The organism is Pseudomonas sp. Y5-11 (assembly GCF_022368695.1).
GTDB lineage: Bacteria > Pseudomonadota > Gammaproteobacteria > Pseudomonadales > Pseudomonadaceae > Aquipseudomonas > Aquipseudomonas parakoreensis.
In genome coordinates this window covers 5,453,417-5,471,246 of the sequence record NZ_CP058974.1, presented here as the reverse complement: position 1 = coordinate 5,471,246, position 17,830 = coordinate 5,453,417, and the positions used below count along the sequence as shown (strand labels likewise).

Annotated in this window: 15 protein-coding genes and 2 pseudogenes; 12 read left to right on the top strand and 5 right to left on the bottom strand. The window is 57.3% G+C overall.

The window, feature by feature from the left end; genetic code table 11:
• Nucleotides 1-66: 66 nt before the first annotated feature.
• Both HXW87_RS24510 and HXW87_RS24505 read right to left on the bottom strand, forming a co-directional pair.
• Complete coding sequence (locus HXW87_RS24510; protein WP_023082610.1) at nt 67-969, bottom strand: proline iminopeptidase-family hydrolase; 903 nt, start codon at nt 967-969, stop codon at nt 67-69.
• Nucleotides 970-1,080: 111 nt separating this feature from the next.
• Entirely contained in the window at nt 1,081-1,842 is a 762-nt protein-coding gene (locus HXW87_RS24505) for a DeoR/GlpR family DNA-binding transcription regulator (protein WP_023082609.1), read from the bottom strand.
• Between the two features lie 222 nt (nt 1,843-2,064).
• On the opposite strand from HXW87_RS24505, the gene HXW87_RS24500 reads away from it, so the two are divergent.
• A complete protein-coding gene (locus tag HXW87_RS24500; RefSeq protein WP_023082608.1) occupies nt 2,065-3,063 on the top strand; it encodes a phosphotransferase in 999 nt (332 codons plus the stop codon).
• Nucleotides 3,060-4,394, top strand: coding sequence for an aspartate aminotransferase family protein (locus HXW87_RS24495; protein ID WP_023082607.1), 1,335 nt, complete (start codon nt 3,060-3,062; stop codon nt 4,392-4,394). The genes HXW87_RS24500 and HXW87_RS24495 overlap by 4 nt, the downstream gene beginning before the upstream one ends.
• 123 nt (nt 4,395-4,517) lie before the next feature.
• Here HXW87_RS24495 and fabG read toward each other — a convergent pair whose 3' ends face one another.
• Complete coding sequence (gene fabG / locus HXW87_RS24490; RefSeq protein WP_023082606.1) at nt 4,518-5,282, bottom strand: 3-oxoacyl-ACP reductase FabG; 765 nt, start codon at nt 5,280-5,282, stop codon at nt 4,518-4,520.
• A 245-nt stretch (nt 5,283-5,527) separates the two neighbouring features.
• On the opposite strand from fabG, the gene HXW87_RS24485 reads away from it, so the two are divergent.
• The 4 genes from HXW87_RS24485 to HXW87_RS24470 are packed head-to-tail and all read left to right on the top strand — an operon-like array spanning nt 5,528 to nt 9,473.
• Complete coding sequence (locus HXW87_RS24485) at nt 5,528-6,679, top strand: PotD/PotF family extracellular solute-binding protein (RefSeq protein WP_023082605.1); 1,152 nt, start codon at nt 5,528-5,530, stop codon at nt 6,677-6,679.
• A 25-nt stretch (nt 6,680-6,704) separates the two neighbouring features.
• A complete protein-coding gene (locus HXW87_RS24480) occupies nt 6,705-7,805 on the top strand; it encodes an ABC transporter ATP-binding protein (RefSeq protein ID WP_023082604.1) in 1,101 nt (366 codons plus the stop codon).
• A 2-nt stretch (nt 7,806-7,807) separates the two neighbouring features.
• Nucleotides 7,808-8,674: an ABC transporter permease gene (locus HXW87_RS24475; RefSeq protein WP_023082603.1), complete on the top strand. Its 867-nt coding sequence runs from the start codon at nt 7,808-7,810 to the stop codon at nt 8,672-8,674.
• A 1-nt stretch (nt 8,675) separates the two neighbouring features.
• Nucleotides 8,676-9,473, top strand: coding sequence for an ABC transporter permease (locus HXW87_RS24470; protein WP_023082602.1), 798 nt, complete (start codon nt 8,676-8,678; stop codon nt 9,471-9,473).
• 196 nt (nt 9,474-9,669) lie between these two features.
• Here HXW87_RS24470 and HXW87_RS24465 read toward each other — a convergent pair whose 3' ends face one another.
• Nucleotides 9,670-10,290, bottom strand: coding sequence for a tyrosine-type recombinase/integrase (locus HXW87_RS24465; RefSeq protein WP_031668117.1), 621 nt, complete (start codon nt 10,288-10,290; stop codon nt 9,670-9,672).
• A gap of 291 nt (nt 10,291-10,581) precedes the next feature.
• Between HXW87_RS24465 and HXW87_RS24460 the strand changes: the two genes are divergently transcribed.
• From HXW87_RS24460 to HXW87_RS24435, 6 genes and pseudogenes are all read left to right on the top strand, one after another.
• Nucleotides 10,582-11,352 (top strand): hypothetical protein, encoded by a 771-nt coding sequence (locus tag HXW87_RS24460; RefSeq protein ID WP_239777904.1) that lies wholly within the window; start codon nt 10,582-10,584, stop codon nt 11,350-11,352.
• 632 nt (nt 11,353-11,984) lie between these two features.
• Entirely contained in the window at nt 11,985-13,622 is a 1,638-nt protein-coding gene (locus tag HXW87_RS24455) for a hypothetical protein (protein WP_023083077.1), read from the top strand.
• A gap of 185 nt (nt 13,623-13,807) precedes the next feature.
• Nucleotides 13,808-14,279, top strand: a pseudogene (locus HXW87_RS24450) (VOC family protein).
• Nucleotides 14,280-14,709: 430 nt separating this feature from the next.
• Nucleotides 14,710-15,603: a tRNA 2-thiocytidine(32) synthetase TtcA gene (ttcA, locus tag HXW87_RS24445; RefSeq protein ID WP_023082599.1), complete on the top strand. Its 894-nt coding sequence runs from the start codon at nt 14,710-14,712 to the stop codon at nt 15,601-15,603.
• Between the two features lie 168 nt (nt 15,604-15,771).
• A pseudogene (gene ttcA / locus HXW87_RS24440) lies at nt 15,772-16,473 on the top strand (tRNA 2-thiocytidine(32) synthetase TtcA); the annotation flags it as partial.
• 168 nt (nt 16,474-16,641) lie between these two features.
• Nucleotides 16,642-17,316 carry a DNA-3-methyladenine glycosylase I gene (locus HXW87_RS24435; protein WP_047295793.1) on the top strand — a complete coding sequence of 225 codons (675 nt, stop codon included), beginning with the start codon at nt 16,642-16,644 and terminating at the stop codon, nt 17,314-17,316.
• 87 nt (nt 17,317-17,403) lie between these two features.
• Here HXW87_RS24435 and HXW87_RS24430 read toward each other — a convergent pair whose 3' ends face one another.
• A complete protein-coding gene (locus tag HXW87_RS24430; protein ID WP_239777903.1) occupies nt 17,404-17,829 on the bottom strand; it encodes a DUF2069 domain-containing protein in 426 nt (141 codons plus the stop codon).
• Nucleotide 17,830 lies beyond the last annotated feature (1 nt).

The window sequence follows — 17,830 nt, the reverse complement described above, 5'->3', positions numbered from 1 at the left end:
GCCGGGCGGGGCCTCGTTGAACTGGCGGCTCAGCAGCGCCTTCAGTCTTCGCCTTAAGGCTAGTGCTCAACTAAAATGACGCCTCAGAAATGAGAGCAAGGCTGGAAAATAAGCCGCCGGCTCTTCATAAAATGGCATATGACTGCTATTGGGGAATACATGCACTTCCGCATGGGGCGCGGCCAGTTTCATGCGCAGGGCGCAGGCGGGGGTGAGTTCGTCGTGCTGGCCGGTAGTGATGAGGATAGGCATGCGGAACTCGCCCATTTCCTTTAGTCGGTTCCAGTCGCGCAGGTTGCCGATGTAAAGGAACTCGTTCGGTCCCTGCATGGTTTGGTAGGGGCCCATGTTCCAGTCGTCCAGCGAACGCTTCACCGGGGCCGGCCATTCCTCGAGGCGGCACACGTGACGGTAGTTCAGCAGGGTGACCGCGGCTTGGTACTCGGGGTGATCGGTGGTCCCCTTCGCTTCGTGGCGCTGCATCATCGCCACGGTTTCGCTGCCAAGTGCCGCGCGCAGCCGGCCGAGCTCTTGGGACAGGTGCGGAATGTCCGCAACGGTGTTCTCCAGAATCAGCGTCTTCACCGCCTGCGGGTAATGGATGCTGTATTCGATGGAGAGCCAGCCACCCCATGAATGCCCGAGCAGGTGCACCCGGCCGAGGCCGAGGGCCTTGCGTACGGTTTCCACTTCCTCTACGTAGCGGGCTATGGTCCACAGCGCTGGGTCTTCCGGGCGGTCCGCCTTGCCGGTGCCGAGCTGATCGAAGGCGACGATGCGCAGGCCTCGGTCCTTCAGCCAGGCGTGGGCGTCGCGCAGGTAGTCGCAGGGCAGGCCAGGCCCGCCGTTGAGGCACAGCAGGACCTCGTCGCCACTGCCGTAGCTGTAGGCCGCCACCTCGTGGCCATCCACCTGAACCCGCTGTACCAAGTCAGGTTGCAGTTCTGGTATCTCGAATTTTTCCAGCATGGTCGTCTCCGTACGGAGGCCGCGACTCATCGGGCACTTCCCCGGGCGGGGGCTCGAGCGGCCTGCGAAGGGAGCAAAGCAAGTTTCGCGCCCGCTTCCACGCCCTGGCGGCTACTCGCGTCGCACAATGACTTTGTGCTGGCTCAGGGCGCTGGCGAGCTTGCCGGTCGGCTGCTCGTCGGTGACCAGGTGATCCACCTGCTGCCAGCTGGCATAACGAGCCGGGAAGGTCGCGTCGAACTTCGAATGATCGGCCACCACCAGCGTGCTACCCGAGCGCTGCAGCATGGTGCTGTAGACCACCCCGCAGTCGATCAGCGCGTCGGTCGGACCTTCGGCGGACAGGCCGCTGGCGCCGAGGACGGCGAAATCGGCAGTCAGGCCGTTGAGAAAGGCCACCGTGTGGGCGCCGACCATGGCGCCTTCGGTTGCGTGATAGTCCCCCGGCACAACGATGACCCGAATGGTCGGGTTGATCGACAGTACCGTGGCAACCCCGAAGGAATGGGTGATCACGGTGATGTCCTTCATCGCCGTCGCGATGCGGCGAGCCACATGCAAGGTGGTTGAACCGGAGCCGATCATCAGAATGCGCGCGTCCTTCATCAGCTCCACCGCCACCCGGGCGATCCGTTCGCGCTCGGGGCCGAACAGTCGGTGACGTTCAGTGACCGAGGGCTCACTGGTGATGGCCCGCACCGCGCCGCCATAGGTACGGTTCAGGTGGCCGCTACGGGTTAGCTCGTCGAGGTCTCGGCGTATGGTTTCACTGGATACGCCATGCAGCCTAGCCAGGTCGGCGATGCGCAGGCTGGGGGTGTTGTTGAGCTCGGCGAGAATCTCAGCCTGGCGGGCGGTCTTGGCTCTGGACATTACGCGCTTGGTTCCTTGTCGACATCGGCCGGGATGTGGTGAATGCCACAAAATGGTGAAGCGGACATGGTAATGCAGTCTTTTGGCGCAGACCACGCTAACTCCTAAAAGGCTGGATTAATTGAAGGTAGTGCGACATTTTAATGTGGTAAACACTAAAATAAATTTGTGGTTATCTCTGCAAAATGTTGTACTTCTCGCATCACTCCAAGAGGGGCGACAATGCTTTATCAATCGGATTTTCTCGAAAGACTGGAGGCCGGGCTGCGCGTCCTGCTTCCTGAATGGGAGATGGCGCCGGACGCTGCGCTGAAGCTTCTGACCATTTCCGAGAATGCCACCTACCTTGCCGAGGATGTGGCCGGTCGGCGACTGGTACTGCGGGTGCAGCGCCCGGAGTACCACAGTCTCGCCGAAATCGAATCGGAATTGGCTTGGATCCGGGCGCTGCGGGAATCGGGGCTGGTCAGCACATCGGCGCCGGTAGCCACGGTTGATGGACGGGCCCTGAGCTGTTTCGTCGATGGCCAGACCCTTCGTCATGTAACGGCCTTCGAGTGGGTGCCGGGCAGTGAGCCGGAGCCAGGCTCGCAGCTGATCAGCTGGTACCGGGTCCTCGGCCAGACCAATGCGCGCCTGCACCAGCACAGCCTGTGCTGGCCTCAGCCCCAAGGCTTTACGCGCAAGGTCTGGAACTTCGACACCATCATTGGCGAACAGGCGTACTGGGGCGATTGGCGCAATGCGTTGGGACTGACCGCGGAAGGGCGCGAGGTACTCGAGCGCACCCAGGCGCTGTTGCGCGGGCAGACTGAAGCTTACGGCATGGCGCCGGAGCGGTTTGGGCTGGTGCACTGCGACATGCGCCTGGCCAACCTGCTGGTGGATGGTGAGCGGCTCACGGTGATCGATTTCGACGACTGTGGCTTTAGCTGGTTTGTTTACGACTTTGCCGCCTGCCTCAGCTTTCTCGAGGAAGACCCGCGGGTGGGCGAGTTTCTCGCTGCCTGGCTCGAAGGCTATCGCAGCGTGGCGCCGCTCTCCGAGGAGGACGAGCGAGCCATTCCGATGTTTCTCATGTTGCGCCGCATGCAGCTGACCGCCTGGGTCGCCAGCCATGCGGAAACGCCTACCGCGCAGTCCATGGGCGAGGACTACACCCGGGGCACGGTGGCCCTGGCTCAACGCTATCTTGACACCCACAGCGGGGACATCCCATGACCGAACCCAAACAAATCCTTGCCCTAAACCGCTTCGACGCTGGCCGCGCCAGCGCGCTGGGCGGCCGGCTGGGTACGCTGGTTGAGAAGCGCCGGCGCTGTTTTGGCGCCTCCTCGGTGCTGTTCTACGAGCAGCCTTTGGAGATCGCCCGAGCCGAGGGGGTGTTCATGTACGACACCGCGGGCAGGCCCTATCTGGATGTTTACAACAATGTCCCGGTGCTCGGGCATTGCCATCCGGCGGTGGTGGAGGCCATCAGCGAGCAGGCCGCCCGGCTGAATACCAACACGCGCTATCTCTACGAGAACCTGACGGACTACGCCGAAACCCTGCTCGGTACCTTTCCCCCGTCGCTATCGAACCTGCTGCTGACCTGCACCGGCAGCGAGGCCAACGACATCGCCATGCGCATCGCCCGCTCTGCGACAGGCGGCAGCGGTTTCGTGGTGACCGAGACGGCCTACCACGGCAACACTAGCGCGGTGATGGAAATTTCCCCCTCGTCTTACCGCAAGGGGCGCGAGCTGCCGCCACATATCCGCACTATTCCGGCACCAGACAGCTTCCGCCTGGCGCCGGGGGAGAAAGTTGGCGAGGTATTCGCTTCGCATCTGGAGCAGGCCATTGCCGACCTCCAGCGCAATGACATCCGCTTTGCCGGATTGGTGGTCGACACCATCTTTTCCAGCGATGGCGTGTTTGCCGATCCACCGGGCTTTCTGGTCAAGGCGGTGGAGGCGGTGCATCGCGCCGGCGGGCTGTTCATCGCCGACGAGGTGCAGCCGGGCTTCGGCCGGACCGGCCAGGGGCACTGGTGCTTCCAGCGCCACGGCGTCGATCCGGATGTGGTGACCCTCGGCAAGCCCATGGGAAACGGCTTTCCCATGGGCGGCGTGGTGACCCGGCCGGAGCTGCTCGACGGCTTTTGCGCCGAGACAGGCTACTTCAACACGTTCGCCGGCAACCCGGTGGCGGCGGCGGCCGGCCAGGCGGTGCTGGACACCCTGGAACGGGAGGGGCTTATCGCCAATGCCGACAGGGTCGGCCGCTACTTGCGCGACGGCCTGAAGCAGATGGGGCTGAGCGATGCGCGGATTGGCGACGTGCGTGGGGCCGGGCTGTTCATCGGCCTGGAGTTCGTCAGCAAAAACGCCACGCCGGATGCCGCCCTGGCGGGGTTCGTCATCAATGCGATGAAGGAGCGGGGCGTGTTGATCGGTGCCGCCGGCGCCTATGGCAACGTACTGAAGATCCGCCCGGCGCTATGCTTCAGCGAGGCCAATGCCGATCAGTTCCTGACCACCCTGCAGGAGGTGCTGCGCCAGGGGTGACCCGGGCCAGCGGGCTCCTGGGGGACGGTCTTGGCCGTGAACCGGAATCCGGCTCCGACTGTGGAGTCCAGGGCATGAAAAAGGCGGACCGGGTCCGCCGTTTTCAGTTTCAACTGCCTCGTTTCACCCCAGCGCCTCGGAGGATTCCGGCAGGACTTGGCCGCCGTCGACGACAATGGTCTGCCCGGTGATAAATCCGGCCTCGCGGCTGGCGAAAAAGAGCACGGCGTTGGCGATGTCCTCGACCTTGCCCAGCCGGCCGGAGGGGATCGAGGCGGCCATTTTTGCAGCGTATTCCTCGCCCATGCCTTCCAGCCCCTCGGTGGCGATGTTGCCCGGCATCACCGCGTTGACGGTGATGCCGGCGCGGGCCAGTTCGATCGCCGCGGTGCGCATGAAGCCCAGCTGGCCGGCCTTGCTGGCGCCGTAGTGGGACCAGCCTGGGAAGCCGGTGATCGGTCCGGTGATCGAGGAGGTGAGGATGATCCTGCCGAAGCCCTGCTTTTCCATCACCGGTGTGACCGCGCGGGTGCAGAGAAAGGCGCTGCGCAGGTTGGTGTGGATCACATGGTCGAAATCCTCTACCGTCATCTCGGCAATGCGGGCCGAGGGGAAGATCCCGGCGTTGGCGGCCAGCACGTCCACCGATCCGTAGCGCTCGACGGCCGTATCGACCATCGCCTGGCAGTCGGCCTGCTGGCTGACGTCAGCGGCGAAGCCCGAGGCCTGCGGGCCAATTTCCTCGGCCACCTTGCGGGCGTCGCCCAGCGAGCGTGACACCACCAGCACATTCAGCCCGGCCTCGCCGAAGCGACGGGCGATGCCGCGGCCGATGCCCCGGCTAGCGCCCGTGACGATTACCGTCTTTTTTTGTAGTGATTCAAACATTTCTATCTCCTGTTAAGGACGGCCTGCAACGCCTCCTGTGGTCCAATTTGCAATATGCGGACCAGGCATTCACCTTCTAAAAATGGGTTATACAGCCGAGGTTAGCCCAGCGGGAGGGCGCTGAGCCTCCCATTTTGGGGCGCCTCGCATCATGTTGGTGCTTGCCAAAAAAATGTTGAACTCGCCTCGTATCTGGTTTTTACTCGCCCTCGTTTCTTTCACTTCAAGACAGGCGAGGACGAATCATGAAGGGCGTATCGAGAAGGGAACTGTTGAAGCTGATGGGGATGGGCGCCGGTGCGGCAGCCCTCGGTGGCGGCTCGTTGCTGATGAGCTCCAGCGCCTTTGCTGCGCGGGAGAAGGAGCTGAACATCCTTTGCTGGGAGGGTTACAACTCGGCACAGGTGCTCGATCCGTTCCGCCGTTCGACCGGTGCCAATGTGCGCGCCGAGTCCCTGACCAACGACCCGACCATGATCAACCGGCTGCGCGCCGGCGAGACCAACGTCTGGGACCTGATCAACGTGAACAACCCCTGGGCGCGCAAGGTGATGTTGCCCGAGGGCCTGATCAAGCCGCTGCCGCGGGCCGAGTTCGAGCCCTATTTCGAGGACATGCTGCCCCAGTTCAAGCCGCCGTATCAGTGGGCGATGAGCGCCGACGGCAACGAGCTGCTGGGTATGGCACAGCGTTTCGGTCCGTTCAACTACGTGGTCAATACCGACCGGATCAGCCGCGCGACGGCCGAGGACACCGGCTGGGACCTGTTCAACGATAAGGCCCTGAGCGGCAAGTACGGCATCCAGGAGTCGGATGACTGGAACGTCTTCGACATATTCCTGGTGGCCGGGATCAACCCCTTCATCGAGCACACGCCGGCGCAGATGGCGAAGTTCCAGGAAACCGCCAATGCGGTATTCAAGGGCGCGAAGATGATCGGCGACGCTTCCAGCCTCAATCAGGCAATGATCTCCGGCGAAATCGACTTGTACATGACCGGCGGCACCTACAGCTGCTCGCCGGCGCGGGCCGACGGCTTCCCGGAAATCCGCGGCATCACCCCTCTGCGCGGTCCGGTGGATGGCAAGGGGGGCGTGTCCTGGGTGGAGATCACCTCGCTGGTGAACAACCCCAACCTCTCTCCGCTGGCCAACGACTTCCTCAAGTACGTGCAGGAGCCGGAGATCGCCCATCGCGTGGCTTTCGCCGAGGGCACCTTCAACCCGGTCAGCCAGATGGGCAATCCAGAGTGCTTCAAGCTGTTCACCAAGGACGAGCTCGCCGCTATCCAGTGGGACAGCCTGGGGGAGGAAATGGAGCGCTGCGTGGCCTACGACATCGTGCCGGAGTTCGACCAGGCTCTGGAAATGATCTCCGCGGCAAAGCGGATGCGTTGATATGGTTCGGTCAGGGCAGGCATCAATGAACAGCTCGACAATCGACAACGTCGCGAAACAGCCACTACCGGTGCTGCAACTGGTGGATGTGCAGAAGAAGTTCGGTGATTTCACGGCGGTGAAGAACATCTCGCTGGATGTACTGGAAGGTGAGTTCCTGACGATCGTCGGGCCGTCCGGTTCCGGCAAGACCACGATGCTGCGTATGCTGGCGGGCATGGAGGCCCCCAGCAGCGGCAACATCACCCTGCGCGGGGAGGCGATCAACAACCTGCCCGCTCAGCGCCGGCCTACTTGTCTGGTGTTCCAGTCCCTTGCGCTGTTTCCCCACAAGACGGTGGGGGAAAACATCGAGTTTCCATTGAAGGTGAAGAAGGTGCCGAAGGCTGAGCGCAGGGCCCGGGCGCTGGGACTGCTGCGGATGCTGCGGCTGCCGGAGAACTACTACGACAAGAACGTCATGAAGTGCTCCGGCGGCGAGCGTCAGCGGGTGGCGCTGGCCCGCGCCTTCGCCTACGACCCGGACGTACTGCTGTTCGATGAGCCGCTCTCGGCGCTGGACTACAAGCTGAAGAAGGTGCTGGAGAAGGAGCTGAAGGATCTGCACCGGGAAAGCGGTAAGACCTTCATCTACATCACCCACTCGCTGGAAGAGGCGATGGTGATGTCCGATCGCATCGCCGTGATGCGATCGGGGCAGATCATTCAGGTAGGGTCGCCGGAGGAGATCTACGCGCACCCGGCCGACGAGTTCGTCGCCGAATTCTTTGGCGAGGTCAACAAATTCCCGGTCAGCCTGGTAGCCGGGCGGGGCTGGTACAGCGCCGGCCTCGACCGTCCGCTCCGCCTCGACCTGCCGGCCGAGCTGCAGGGCGCGACGGCCGCCACCGTGGTGGTGCGCCCGGAATACATGCAGTTCGCCGGTTCGGAGGACGAATTCGACAACGTCATCCGCGGCACGGTGTTCAACGAGTACTCGCTCGGCTCGCGCATGCAATACCAGATCCGCTGCGGCGACCGCAGCGTGCTGCTGGAAAATCCGCGCACCTTTACCCGCGACCGGGCCCGTGACGAGCAGGTGCTCATCGGCTGGAACGCGGCGAACGCCATCATTGCAGGAGCCTGACCATGGATGCTGTTTCGGGGCGCGGCCTATCCACCGGCGCCCGCTACGCCAGTCCGCTGGTGATCTTTCTGCTGCTGGGCTTTCTCGCCCCGCTGGTGACAGTGGTGGCCTTCGCCTTCGCCGAGCCGAAAAGCTTCGAGGTGTTCCGCACCTTCACCTTGGATAACTTCGCCGCCGTGCTGAATCCGTCCAACACGGTGTGGCGCTCGTTCGTCTGGTCGCTGGTGCTGGCCGCGCTCTGCGTGGCGATGCTAGCGGTCATCGCCTATCCCATCGCCTACGGGCTCAACCGGGTGTTTGGCCGCTTCGCCCCGCTGATCAGCGTGCTGTTCGTGTTCCCTCTGTTCGTCTCGGAGAACGTGCGGCTCTACGGCTGGGTGCAGTTCTTCATTAAGAACGGCGTGCTCGACGGCGTGCTTAAGGCGTTCGATCTGGGCCGCGCGCCCGATGTGCTCTACAGCCCGGGACTGACTTTGTTCGGCATGGTCTATGTGTACCTGCCCTTCATGCTGTTCCCCATCACCCTAGGGCTGGCCATGGTGCCGCGGGATCTGGTGGATGCGGCGAAGGATTTGGGCGCCGGCCGGCTGATGGTCTGGCGCGAGGTCGAGCTGCCGCTGGCGATGCCGGGCATCCTCATCGGTATGTTGCTGACCTTCGTGCTCGCCGTGGGCGCGGTGGCAGAGGCAAGGATTCTCGGCGGGCAGTCGGTGATCACTGTGGTTCACGACATCGAGGTGGCCTTCACCTACGCGCAGAACTGGCCGCTAGGCGCCGCGCTGGCGGTACTGCTGGTGCTGATTATCGGCAGTCTGACGCTCTTCGTGCTGACGCGCCTGGACCTTGATCGAGTGTTAGGGAAACGTTGAGATGAGAAATCAGGCACAAATCCGTTCCGACTTTCTGGTGTGCTGCTGGACGGGCTTCGTACTCGTGGCCATCTACTTGCCGATCATCTGCAGTGCGCTGGCCGGGCTGTCGATGAGTCGCTACTTCCTGTTCCCGGTACGGGAATACTCGCTGAGCTGGTGGCAGCGCACGGTCGATTCGTTTGAGGTGCAGATCCTCGTGCACAACTCGCTGAAGATCGCCCTGCTAGTGACGCTGATTTCGGTAGTGCTGGCCTTCTTCGGCGCGCTGGCCTTCGCCCGCTACGACTGGAAGGGCCGCAAGCTGTACCAGAAGCTGCTGCTGCTGCCGATCTTCTTTCCGCAGACTGTGCTGGGCCTGGCCCTGCTGCTGTGGATGAACGCGCTGGGCCTCAGTCCGAGCTGGAAGACCGCGGTGATCGCCCATCTAGTGTGGATCGTGCCGGTGGTGACCTTGGTCATCGCCATCCAGGTCTACAACTATGACCCGAGCCTGGAGGAGGCTGCCAGCGATCTGGGCGCCGGCAAGCTGTTCATATTCCGCGAAATCACCCTGCCGCTGCTGTGGCCGGGGATCTGGTCGGGGGCACTGTTCGCCTTCCTGCTGTCCTGGGGTAACTTCCCGCTGTCGCTGTACACCTCCGGGGCCGACTCGACCGTGCCCAAGTGGTTGTACTCGAAGATGGTCGCCGGTTATACCCCGATGGTGCCTGCGCTAGGCACTATGAGCACCCTGGCTGCGGCGGCGCTATTGCTGCTGGGCGGGGTAATCATCACGACGCTTCGCCGACGAAAGTAGAGATCGCCTTTGGCTTTATCGGCGCAAATGGGCTGCGGAAGCATTGGTGCAGTCTTGAACCTACCTCAAACTTGGCGCGCCGGCTTCACCGGGGCGCAGGCGCAGTATTCTGACTGATTCGGCACGTTTATCGGCGCATCATTGGCCGGTCTTGGCCGGTTAGCGACGGCCTGACTTCGACCGTCGCAATATATGGTCAGACTTCGGTCTGCTCCGCCATTTCCAGAGCGTCATCGACCTCAATCCCAAGATATCGAACGGTGCTCTCCAGCTTCGTATGGCCGAGCAGAAGTTGAACCGCCCGTAGGTTCTTCGTCCTGCGATAGATCAGCGATGCCTTCGTACGTCTCATTGTGTGAGTGCCATACATGGCTGGATCAAGGCCAATGGCTTTTACCCAGCCTTTGACGATACGAGCATATTGACGAGTGGATAGATGATCTGAGGTATGCAGCCTGCTCGGGAAAAGGCAGTCCTGGCTACGGAGTTGTGCTTGGTGTATCCAGGCTGCGAGAGCAGACCGTGTTTGCTCAGTAATCTCGAACTGCACTGGTCGCTTCGTTTTCTGCTGCATAACCATTGCTCGTGATGACACATGCTCGCCATGAGCAACGTCGCACACACGGAGCTTGGTTAAGTCGCAGGCTCGAAGCTTGCTGTCGATGGCCAGATCGAACAGAGCCAGATCCCGGGTTCGTTCTGCAATTTGAAGCCTTACTCGGATGGCCCAGATATCTCTCTGTCGGAGCGGGGTTTTCTGCCCGACCAATTTTCCTTTGTTCCAGGGCTGACGGCTGCAGGTAGCAATGATGTCCATGGCAAGTCCTCCACGTGTGGAAGGACAAGCATGGCTAGCCAGAGCAGTGGCCGCTAACCGGCCAAAGGCAGCCACAAGTTGACTACTTCGCAAGGCAAGGGCGTATGCTCATGTAGCCCCCGCCGCTACGAGGCCAAAGAATGTCCACACAACTAGGGGCGATTCATGGATCCGACGAAATTTACCCTCAGACGCAGCGCGTTCTCGCCCGGAAACGCCATTTTCATCATCGACTGTTTAAGCGAGCGGGATCTGTAAACCGGTCTCTCTCGACTGAGAGAACTGCACGATTTGCTTCTCGCGCGCGATCCTGAGCGATTTGAATACAACAAGAATTTCGCCCATCGATTCGAGGCGGGCTCTGCAACCAAATTTGCAGAATGCTTCGAGGAAATCACAGGCGCGTGTGAGCTTGGCATTCGACCAATCATATTCATTGATGCTCACGGCCACTCCGAGAAGGGTCTTGGAACGCCGTCCGGGGAGTTTATTGGCTGGGATGAGTTGTTGGACAGCTTGGATAGCGTCACTCAGCGGACAGGGGGTGAGCTGACAGTTATTGTCGCTGCCTGCCATTCGATGAAAGCCGTAGAAAATCTGAGCCTTCAGAAGCGCCTTCCTTTTGCCTTTTACTATGGATATTCATCAGAGGTAAAAGCCGGAGTAGTAGATAAAGAAACGGAGGTGATTTACGAGAGTCTCTTTAATGATGGGGGGCGAGCCGTGCTAAATGCGACGAGCCTCCAGCTTAAGTCTTTCTCTGAATACGACCACGTTACGGATGTGCTGGCAGTCACATTGCTTAGCGCCAAGGCCCCCGGCGTTTTAGCCAAAATGCTTCCACAGTTGTCGCGCGCCAAGCTGCGAGCGTCTGCTGATGAGACAGTCGTAAAAAAAGGGATTCCTTTGTCTGGGTCACGCGTGAAGGTGAACCATATGCTCAGTTCAGGACAGCTAGCCATCAAGATGGTCGAGCAATTGATGCACGATACCCCGCGTCGAGAAAGGGTTATCCAAGACATCCAGGCATACATACAGGGTGCTCCAACGCCTGCTCTCTGAGGATGCTTCGGCGAATGGAGATTCCGAATAGTGCCGGAATATTTTTGGCGCTATCGCGAAGCTGCTTCTGTAATGCCTTCTCGGACTCCAGAAGCCACGCTTCAGCTCCCTGTACAGTGTTGAGCTGCCTCCATAGTGTGACCGCTTCTGGCCGGTAGTTACCGTTGTGAAACACGGCTTTCGGCCGATTCTGTTGAAAAAGTCCCCTCGCGTTTTTTGCCCATAAAAGAGCGCGAGCGACGTTGAAATCTGGTGCGCTCAGAAGACAGAGCTGCCTTAGTTTTTACGTAGCAATGCCGAAATCGAGCGTTTTTTGAGCTACTGATAAGCAGCTCTCTCAGAAGCCGACTTTTTCAACAGAATCGGCCAGTAGCAGCCGCTCAATTGTGTCTATAGAACCTTTAGCGATTCAGTTACCAAACCAAAACTTTCAGGCAAGGCCTGCAGAGATTGTCTTGGGGCTAAGAAAACAACATATACCTCAGACCAAACTTGACTTTCTGTTTATCTCACTCCACCCACCTTGGCAAATCATGAGATAATATCGCTCTTCCACCCTATAAAATCGATAAAAAACCCTGATGCGACGGGTTGCTTTTTCTATTTTCAAATTTTGATAGCCGGGCTTGTAAATGAAAATCCTCGAACCACAGATCGACAAGCTGTTTGATGACAACCCAATTCTTCGACAACCTTTTCTCCATGTTTACAATCATTTCTGCCAGGTTGCCACCTTCCAATTCATTCAAGAAAAGCAAGCACCTCATAGCTTCGCAATTCCGTATACATTTGTATTTGAGCGCATGAACGACTTTAGTCCTCAAAGCCCTGAATCATGCGATGATTTTTTGCGCAAGCTAAACCCTGATGACTTTAAAAATTTATTCGCTTGCGCAAACCTCAATATAGTCATCCCATTTATTCGTAGCAAAATATATAGATTCACTCGCGAAAGCAGCGAAAAGTCAACGATCGACTACGCTGATGAAATTACACTCAAACATGAAATCAATGACATCATTGTAACGCATTTATCTCTACCAGTTATTTCAAACCAAGCTCACGATTCTAGACCTTGGCTCAAGAGCGTTGTTAATCGGCTAAAAACCAACAAGCCCGTAAATCCCACATTTTATTTTGATTACATTTCCGAGCAGTACAAAGCATCTGAAAATGCATTCATTGAAGCAGATATTATTCCACCTGATTTCTATACGCAGATTGGATTTTCTTCTGCCGATGCCTTTAAAAAAATCAGGAATGCTTTTATCTGCATAGGGCAAATCTATAATGACATCACGTTCATAGTTTACAAATACCTGGAAGTCAATGAACTTAAAGACTCAGGGGATGGAGATCATCATTTACAAGGCCTTGGCATGGCCAGGCTGGGTGCCGCCGAGCTGAAATTTCTAGTTCAAAAGCTCACCGGGGTGGCTGAGTCAGACTACGATAAATTTTCTGAGTTTTTCTTCTGCGGCGAGGGAAAAAATGGCAGCCTAAGCTTAAAATTCATGCCGCCATTCTGGAGCATTTCGGATGACGTATACTTCTGCCCGGCCTTAGTTCCAACCCTACTGGGCACGAGAAATCTTTTGATCTCCATACTAATAGATGATGATAAAAATACTAAATACAACTATGACGGATTGATATCTCACTTTTTCGAACCTGAACTCTTGAGAAGGGCTCAAAGGCATTTCGAAAGCAATGGCTTTTATACTTATTTAGAATGTGACTTTACTGGGGGCGAGATTGATTTATTGGTTTTTTGCAATAAATCCAATACCGTGATGACCGTCCAGGCAAAAGCCACTTTATACCCTGAGTCAGCTCGCATGGTGCGACGTTTGGACGATAGAATTCGGGAAGCAGTTGAGCAGACCAAACGATTTGATAAACTCGAACCCAAAGAGAAAACTAGTTTATTCAAAAAATCTTTTCCCAGCTTGGATGATTCGGCGCAAATCAATCATATTCGCGCAGTTTTAACAAATTCCAGTTTCGGAAGCACTTTTAGCTGGCAATTACTAGAAAGCAACAAAATAACCCCAATAAACTGCAATCTTCTTAAAAACGTATTGCCTTGCTGCAATGTTTTAACTGAACTACCAGAACAAATTGAAGCATTTATTGCAAAGATAAAATCCGAGATTGAGATCACTGAGGAACAAAAAGTTTTCAGCCTCCCTGGCCATACGATTTATCAACGACACGTTGAAACACATCGCATGAAGAACCTTTACGACGCCAAGTATTGGGGCGAGTGAATAGCCCCCAGTTTCATAGATGCTTTCGAGCCTCAGCGAAACCGGCCCAGCCTTGGCGTGACCAGCAGTTTCTGGCCGGTTTCGGCCTGTCGCCACCGGCAGCTATGGATTAAATCCGGCCCGTCGTGACTGGCAACAGCCGAACCATCGTGGACCACTGAGACCTAGATGAGTGGAAGCTTCGAATCGTCACCGCAATCAGCTACTGCCGTTTTGTTGTAATCAAAGGGGAGACTTCTTCTTTCTATGCAGAGACTTTTCTGACTGAGTGGTGGTGGCCGTCCGCCACGCTCCGGGCGACTATCCAGCCGGCAAACAGGGCGATGTGTTCGCGGTCGAGTTCAGGGTAGCGCGCATGTCCTGCCTTGGCCTGAGCGACGGTCCGGTGTTCCAGTACAAAGAGCCTTTTCGTTCCAGGTCGCGACCGATGATCAGGCTGAGACGGACCACTTGTGAACACGATCATTAACAATGGGGCCAGGTGAGCGCGTATGGCTGGTACAGGGACGAGTGGGTGTTTCGTGGTAGATCTCCCTGCATATTCTGACGGCTGCAATACCCAGCCCTGATCGAGCGGCAACAACGCGTTCGTTCGAGGCCATTGATGGCATGACGAAGATCGACTTTGCCGCGATCGAGGCTGCGCTGAAGGCTTGATCTTCAACGTCTGAATCCAGCCCCAATGACTGAGCCTGCCTGACACCACATGCGATTCTGAGGCTGCTGCGGCCCCTCCGCGTGACTCGCAGAGTTCCGTGCTGTGATCCACCTCTGCTGCGACTCGGTCAAGCTAAATGCAATCGTTGGTCAGGAGCTTCTATAAAACGCAGGCATAATCTTGTTATGATATAGCTGGCGTCAAACTCGGCAGATGATACGGCCTTATAGATTTACTTAAGAGTGTATGTCGTATATTAAATACGTGGCCTAAATGCTGTGCTGTGCTTTGCTTCGGATTGTTCCTGTGTCCGATTTTGGTAGTGTCTAACTATCTCAATCCTTCGCAAGTGGTGCGGGATGTTGCAAGGTGGGCGATATTTTTATAGTAAATTGGGTTTGTAAATATTTTAATTGGAAGCTAGTGTTTATGATGATGGGCGAACAAGCATCTCAGATTAATAAAGCTGCGGAACTTCGTCGTAAAAAGCTGCGCGGCAATGTGGGCAAGGCTGTTGTAGATTATGCAATGATCGAAGATGGCGACAAAATTATGGCCTGCGTAAGTGGTGGCAAAGATTCATTCGTTATGCTTGACGCTTTGCTGCACTTGCAGAGAGTTGCGCAAATAAAATTCAGTGTTGTGGCGGTTAATCTTGATCAGAAGCAACCTGGCTTTCCGGAGCATATCTTGCCTGAGTTTTTCGAGGCTAAAGGGATTGATTACTATATAATTGACAAGGATACTTATTCCGTTGTCAAGAGTAAGATCCCGGAGGGTAAGACTACTTGTTCTCTTTGCTCTAGACTCAGAAGGGGCACGCTTTATAGTTTTGCTGAGGAAATTGGGGCTACTAAATTGGCACTCGGTCATCATATGGATGACATGGTTGAAACTTTGTTTCTGAACATGTTCTTCCAGGCGCAAATGAAAGGGATGCCTCCTAAGCTTCTTAGCGATGACAAGAGAAATATAGTTATCCGGCCGCTCGCCTACTGTCGCGAGAAAGATATAGCAAAGGTCGCTGCCGATAGCGCATATCCAATCATTCCGTGCAATCTCTGCGGCTCGCAAGAGAATTTGCAGAGGAAAAAAATCAAGTCGATGATTGCGGAGTGGGATTCGGTAAATCCTGGCTGCGTAGAAAACATCTTTCACAGCTTACAAAACGTAAGTCCATCCCAGTTAGCTGATCGTAGTCTCTTCAATTTTATAGATCTATCCATTGATAGGTCGGATGCCCGACCGCCCTACGAATTCGAAGCAGCCGAGGTTTCATCATCCAGCGTTGAAGGCCGGATTGATGTCGTTCGGATTTTGTAAAGGTTCAAGGTGATTTTTCGGGGGGGGGAGAGGGTGTTTAGAGGCCAAGAAGACGCAAAATTTACTTTTTCGCATTTTTCTGTAAAGCCAGCTTTCTATTTAATTCATTTAAAATCAACAAGTTGCGATTATTCTGATGCTGTCCAGTTATGTTTTCTTAAGCTATAAGGAAAGGACAGCTACACCATGCTCGACGTGCTGCTGCACCTGCAGAAGGTTGCACCGATCAAGTTCGAGATCGTCGCGGTGAACATGGACCAGAAGCAGCCGGGCTTTCCCGAGCACGTGCTGCCGGCCTACCTGAAAGAGCTGGGCGTCGAGTACCACATCGTCGAGAAAGACACCTACTCGGTGGTCAAGGAATTGATTCCCGAAGGCAAAACCACCTGCTCGCTTTGCTCGCGCCTGCGTCGCGGCACGCTGTACACCTTTGCCGACGAAATCGGCGCGACCAAAATGGCCCTCGGTCACCATCGCGATGACATCGTCGAGACCTTCTTCCTCAACATGTTCTTCAACGGCACCCTCAAGGCGATGCCGCCAAAGCTGCGCGCCGACGACGGGCGCAACGTGGTGATCCGTCCGCTGGCCTACTGCAACGAGAAAGACATCCAGGCCTACTCGGACTTCAAGGAATTCCCGATCATCCCGTGCAACCTCTGCGGTTCGCAGGAAAACCTGCAGCGTCAGGTGGTCAAGGAAATGCTTCAGGACTGGGAGCGCAAGACTCCGGGCCGCACTGAAAGCATCTTCCGCAGTCTGCAGAACGTCGTGCCGTCGCAACTGGCCGACCGCAACCTGTTCGACTTCACCAGCCTGAAGATCGACGAGACCGCGGCTTCGCGCTTCGTTAACGTCGTCAATCTGTAAACCCCTTCCCTGTGGGAGCGAGCCCTGTGGTGAGGGGATTTATCCCCGATGGGGCGCGAAGCGCCCCCAGAAAAGCTGGGGCTGCTGCGCAGCCCATCGGGGATAAATCCCCTCACCACAGGGCCTGCCCCCACATGGGGTTTTTCGTTTCATTCAATAGGAGAGGGCATGCGCGATTACAAGTGGCTGCACGAATACTGTCTGAACCGCTTCGGTTCGGCGGCTGAACTGGAAGCCCATCTGCCCGTTCCCAAGCCCCCCGCGCAATTGCGCAAAATCAGCGACGACCGCTACCTCTCGACCATGGCCTTGCGCGTCTTTCGCGCCGGCCTCAAGCACAGCCTGGTGGACGCCAAGTGGCCGGCTTTCGAAGAGGTGTTCTTCAAGTTCGACCCGGAAAAAGTCGTGCTGATGAGCGCCGAACATCTTGAACGCCTGATGCAGGACGCGCGGATCATCCGTCACCTGGGCAAGCTCAAGAGCGTGCCGCGCAATGCGCAGTTCATTCTCGATGTCGAGCAGGAGAAGGGCAGTTTCGGCGCGCTGATCGCCGACTGGCCGGTGACCGATATCGTCGGTCTGTGGACTTACCTGAAAAAACACGGAAGTCAGTTAGGTGGGCTGTCGGCACCGCGCTTCCTGCGCATGGTCGGCAAGGACACCTTCGTGCCGAGCTATGACGTGGTCGCGGCGCTGAATGCGCAGAAGATCGTCGACAAGGTGCCGACCAGCCTGCGTGATCTGGCGATTGTGCAGAACGCGTTCAATCAGTGGCATGAACAGAGTGGCGGGCGGCCGATGAGCCAGATTTCGATGATGCTGGCGTACACCGTCAATCATTGAATCGCTAAAAGATCGCAGCCTTCGGCAGCACCTGCATTTGGAATGCGTTCCCCCTGTAGGAGCTGCCGAAGGCTGCGATCTTTTTCATCAGGCTAAGGAAATCTCGCCCTCGCCAGCCAGCTTGCGATTCAACTGATACCGCCACCGCACATACAGCAGCGCCGAGCAGAACAGCGCCAGGCTCGCGACCATCTCCAGCACGCCAAACAGCTGCCGGTTCGGGTCATAGGCCGCCAGTGCGCCTTTGATGAAATACAGATTCACCACAAAGCACATCCACGAGTGCGCACGTGCGTTGCCCATCAGCATCCCCGGCGCGAGGATCAGCCACGGGATCAGCTCGACCAGCAGAATCACCCACGGTCGGGCGCCATGCAGGTCGGCAAACACCAGGTAGTAAACGGCGAGCAGCCCGGCGAGGCCGAAGAAGCACAGCAGGCTGACGACCCGCATCGCCTTGACGCGGGGTTCGAGCCACTCGACAGAGGGCAGGACTTTCGGCTTCTTCGCCACC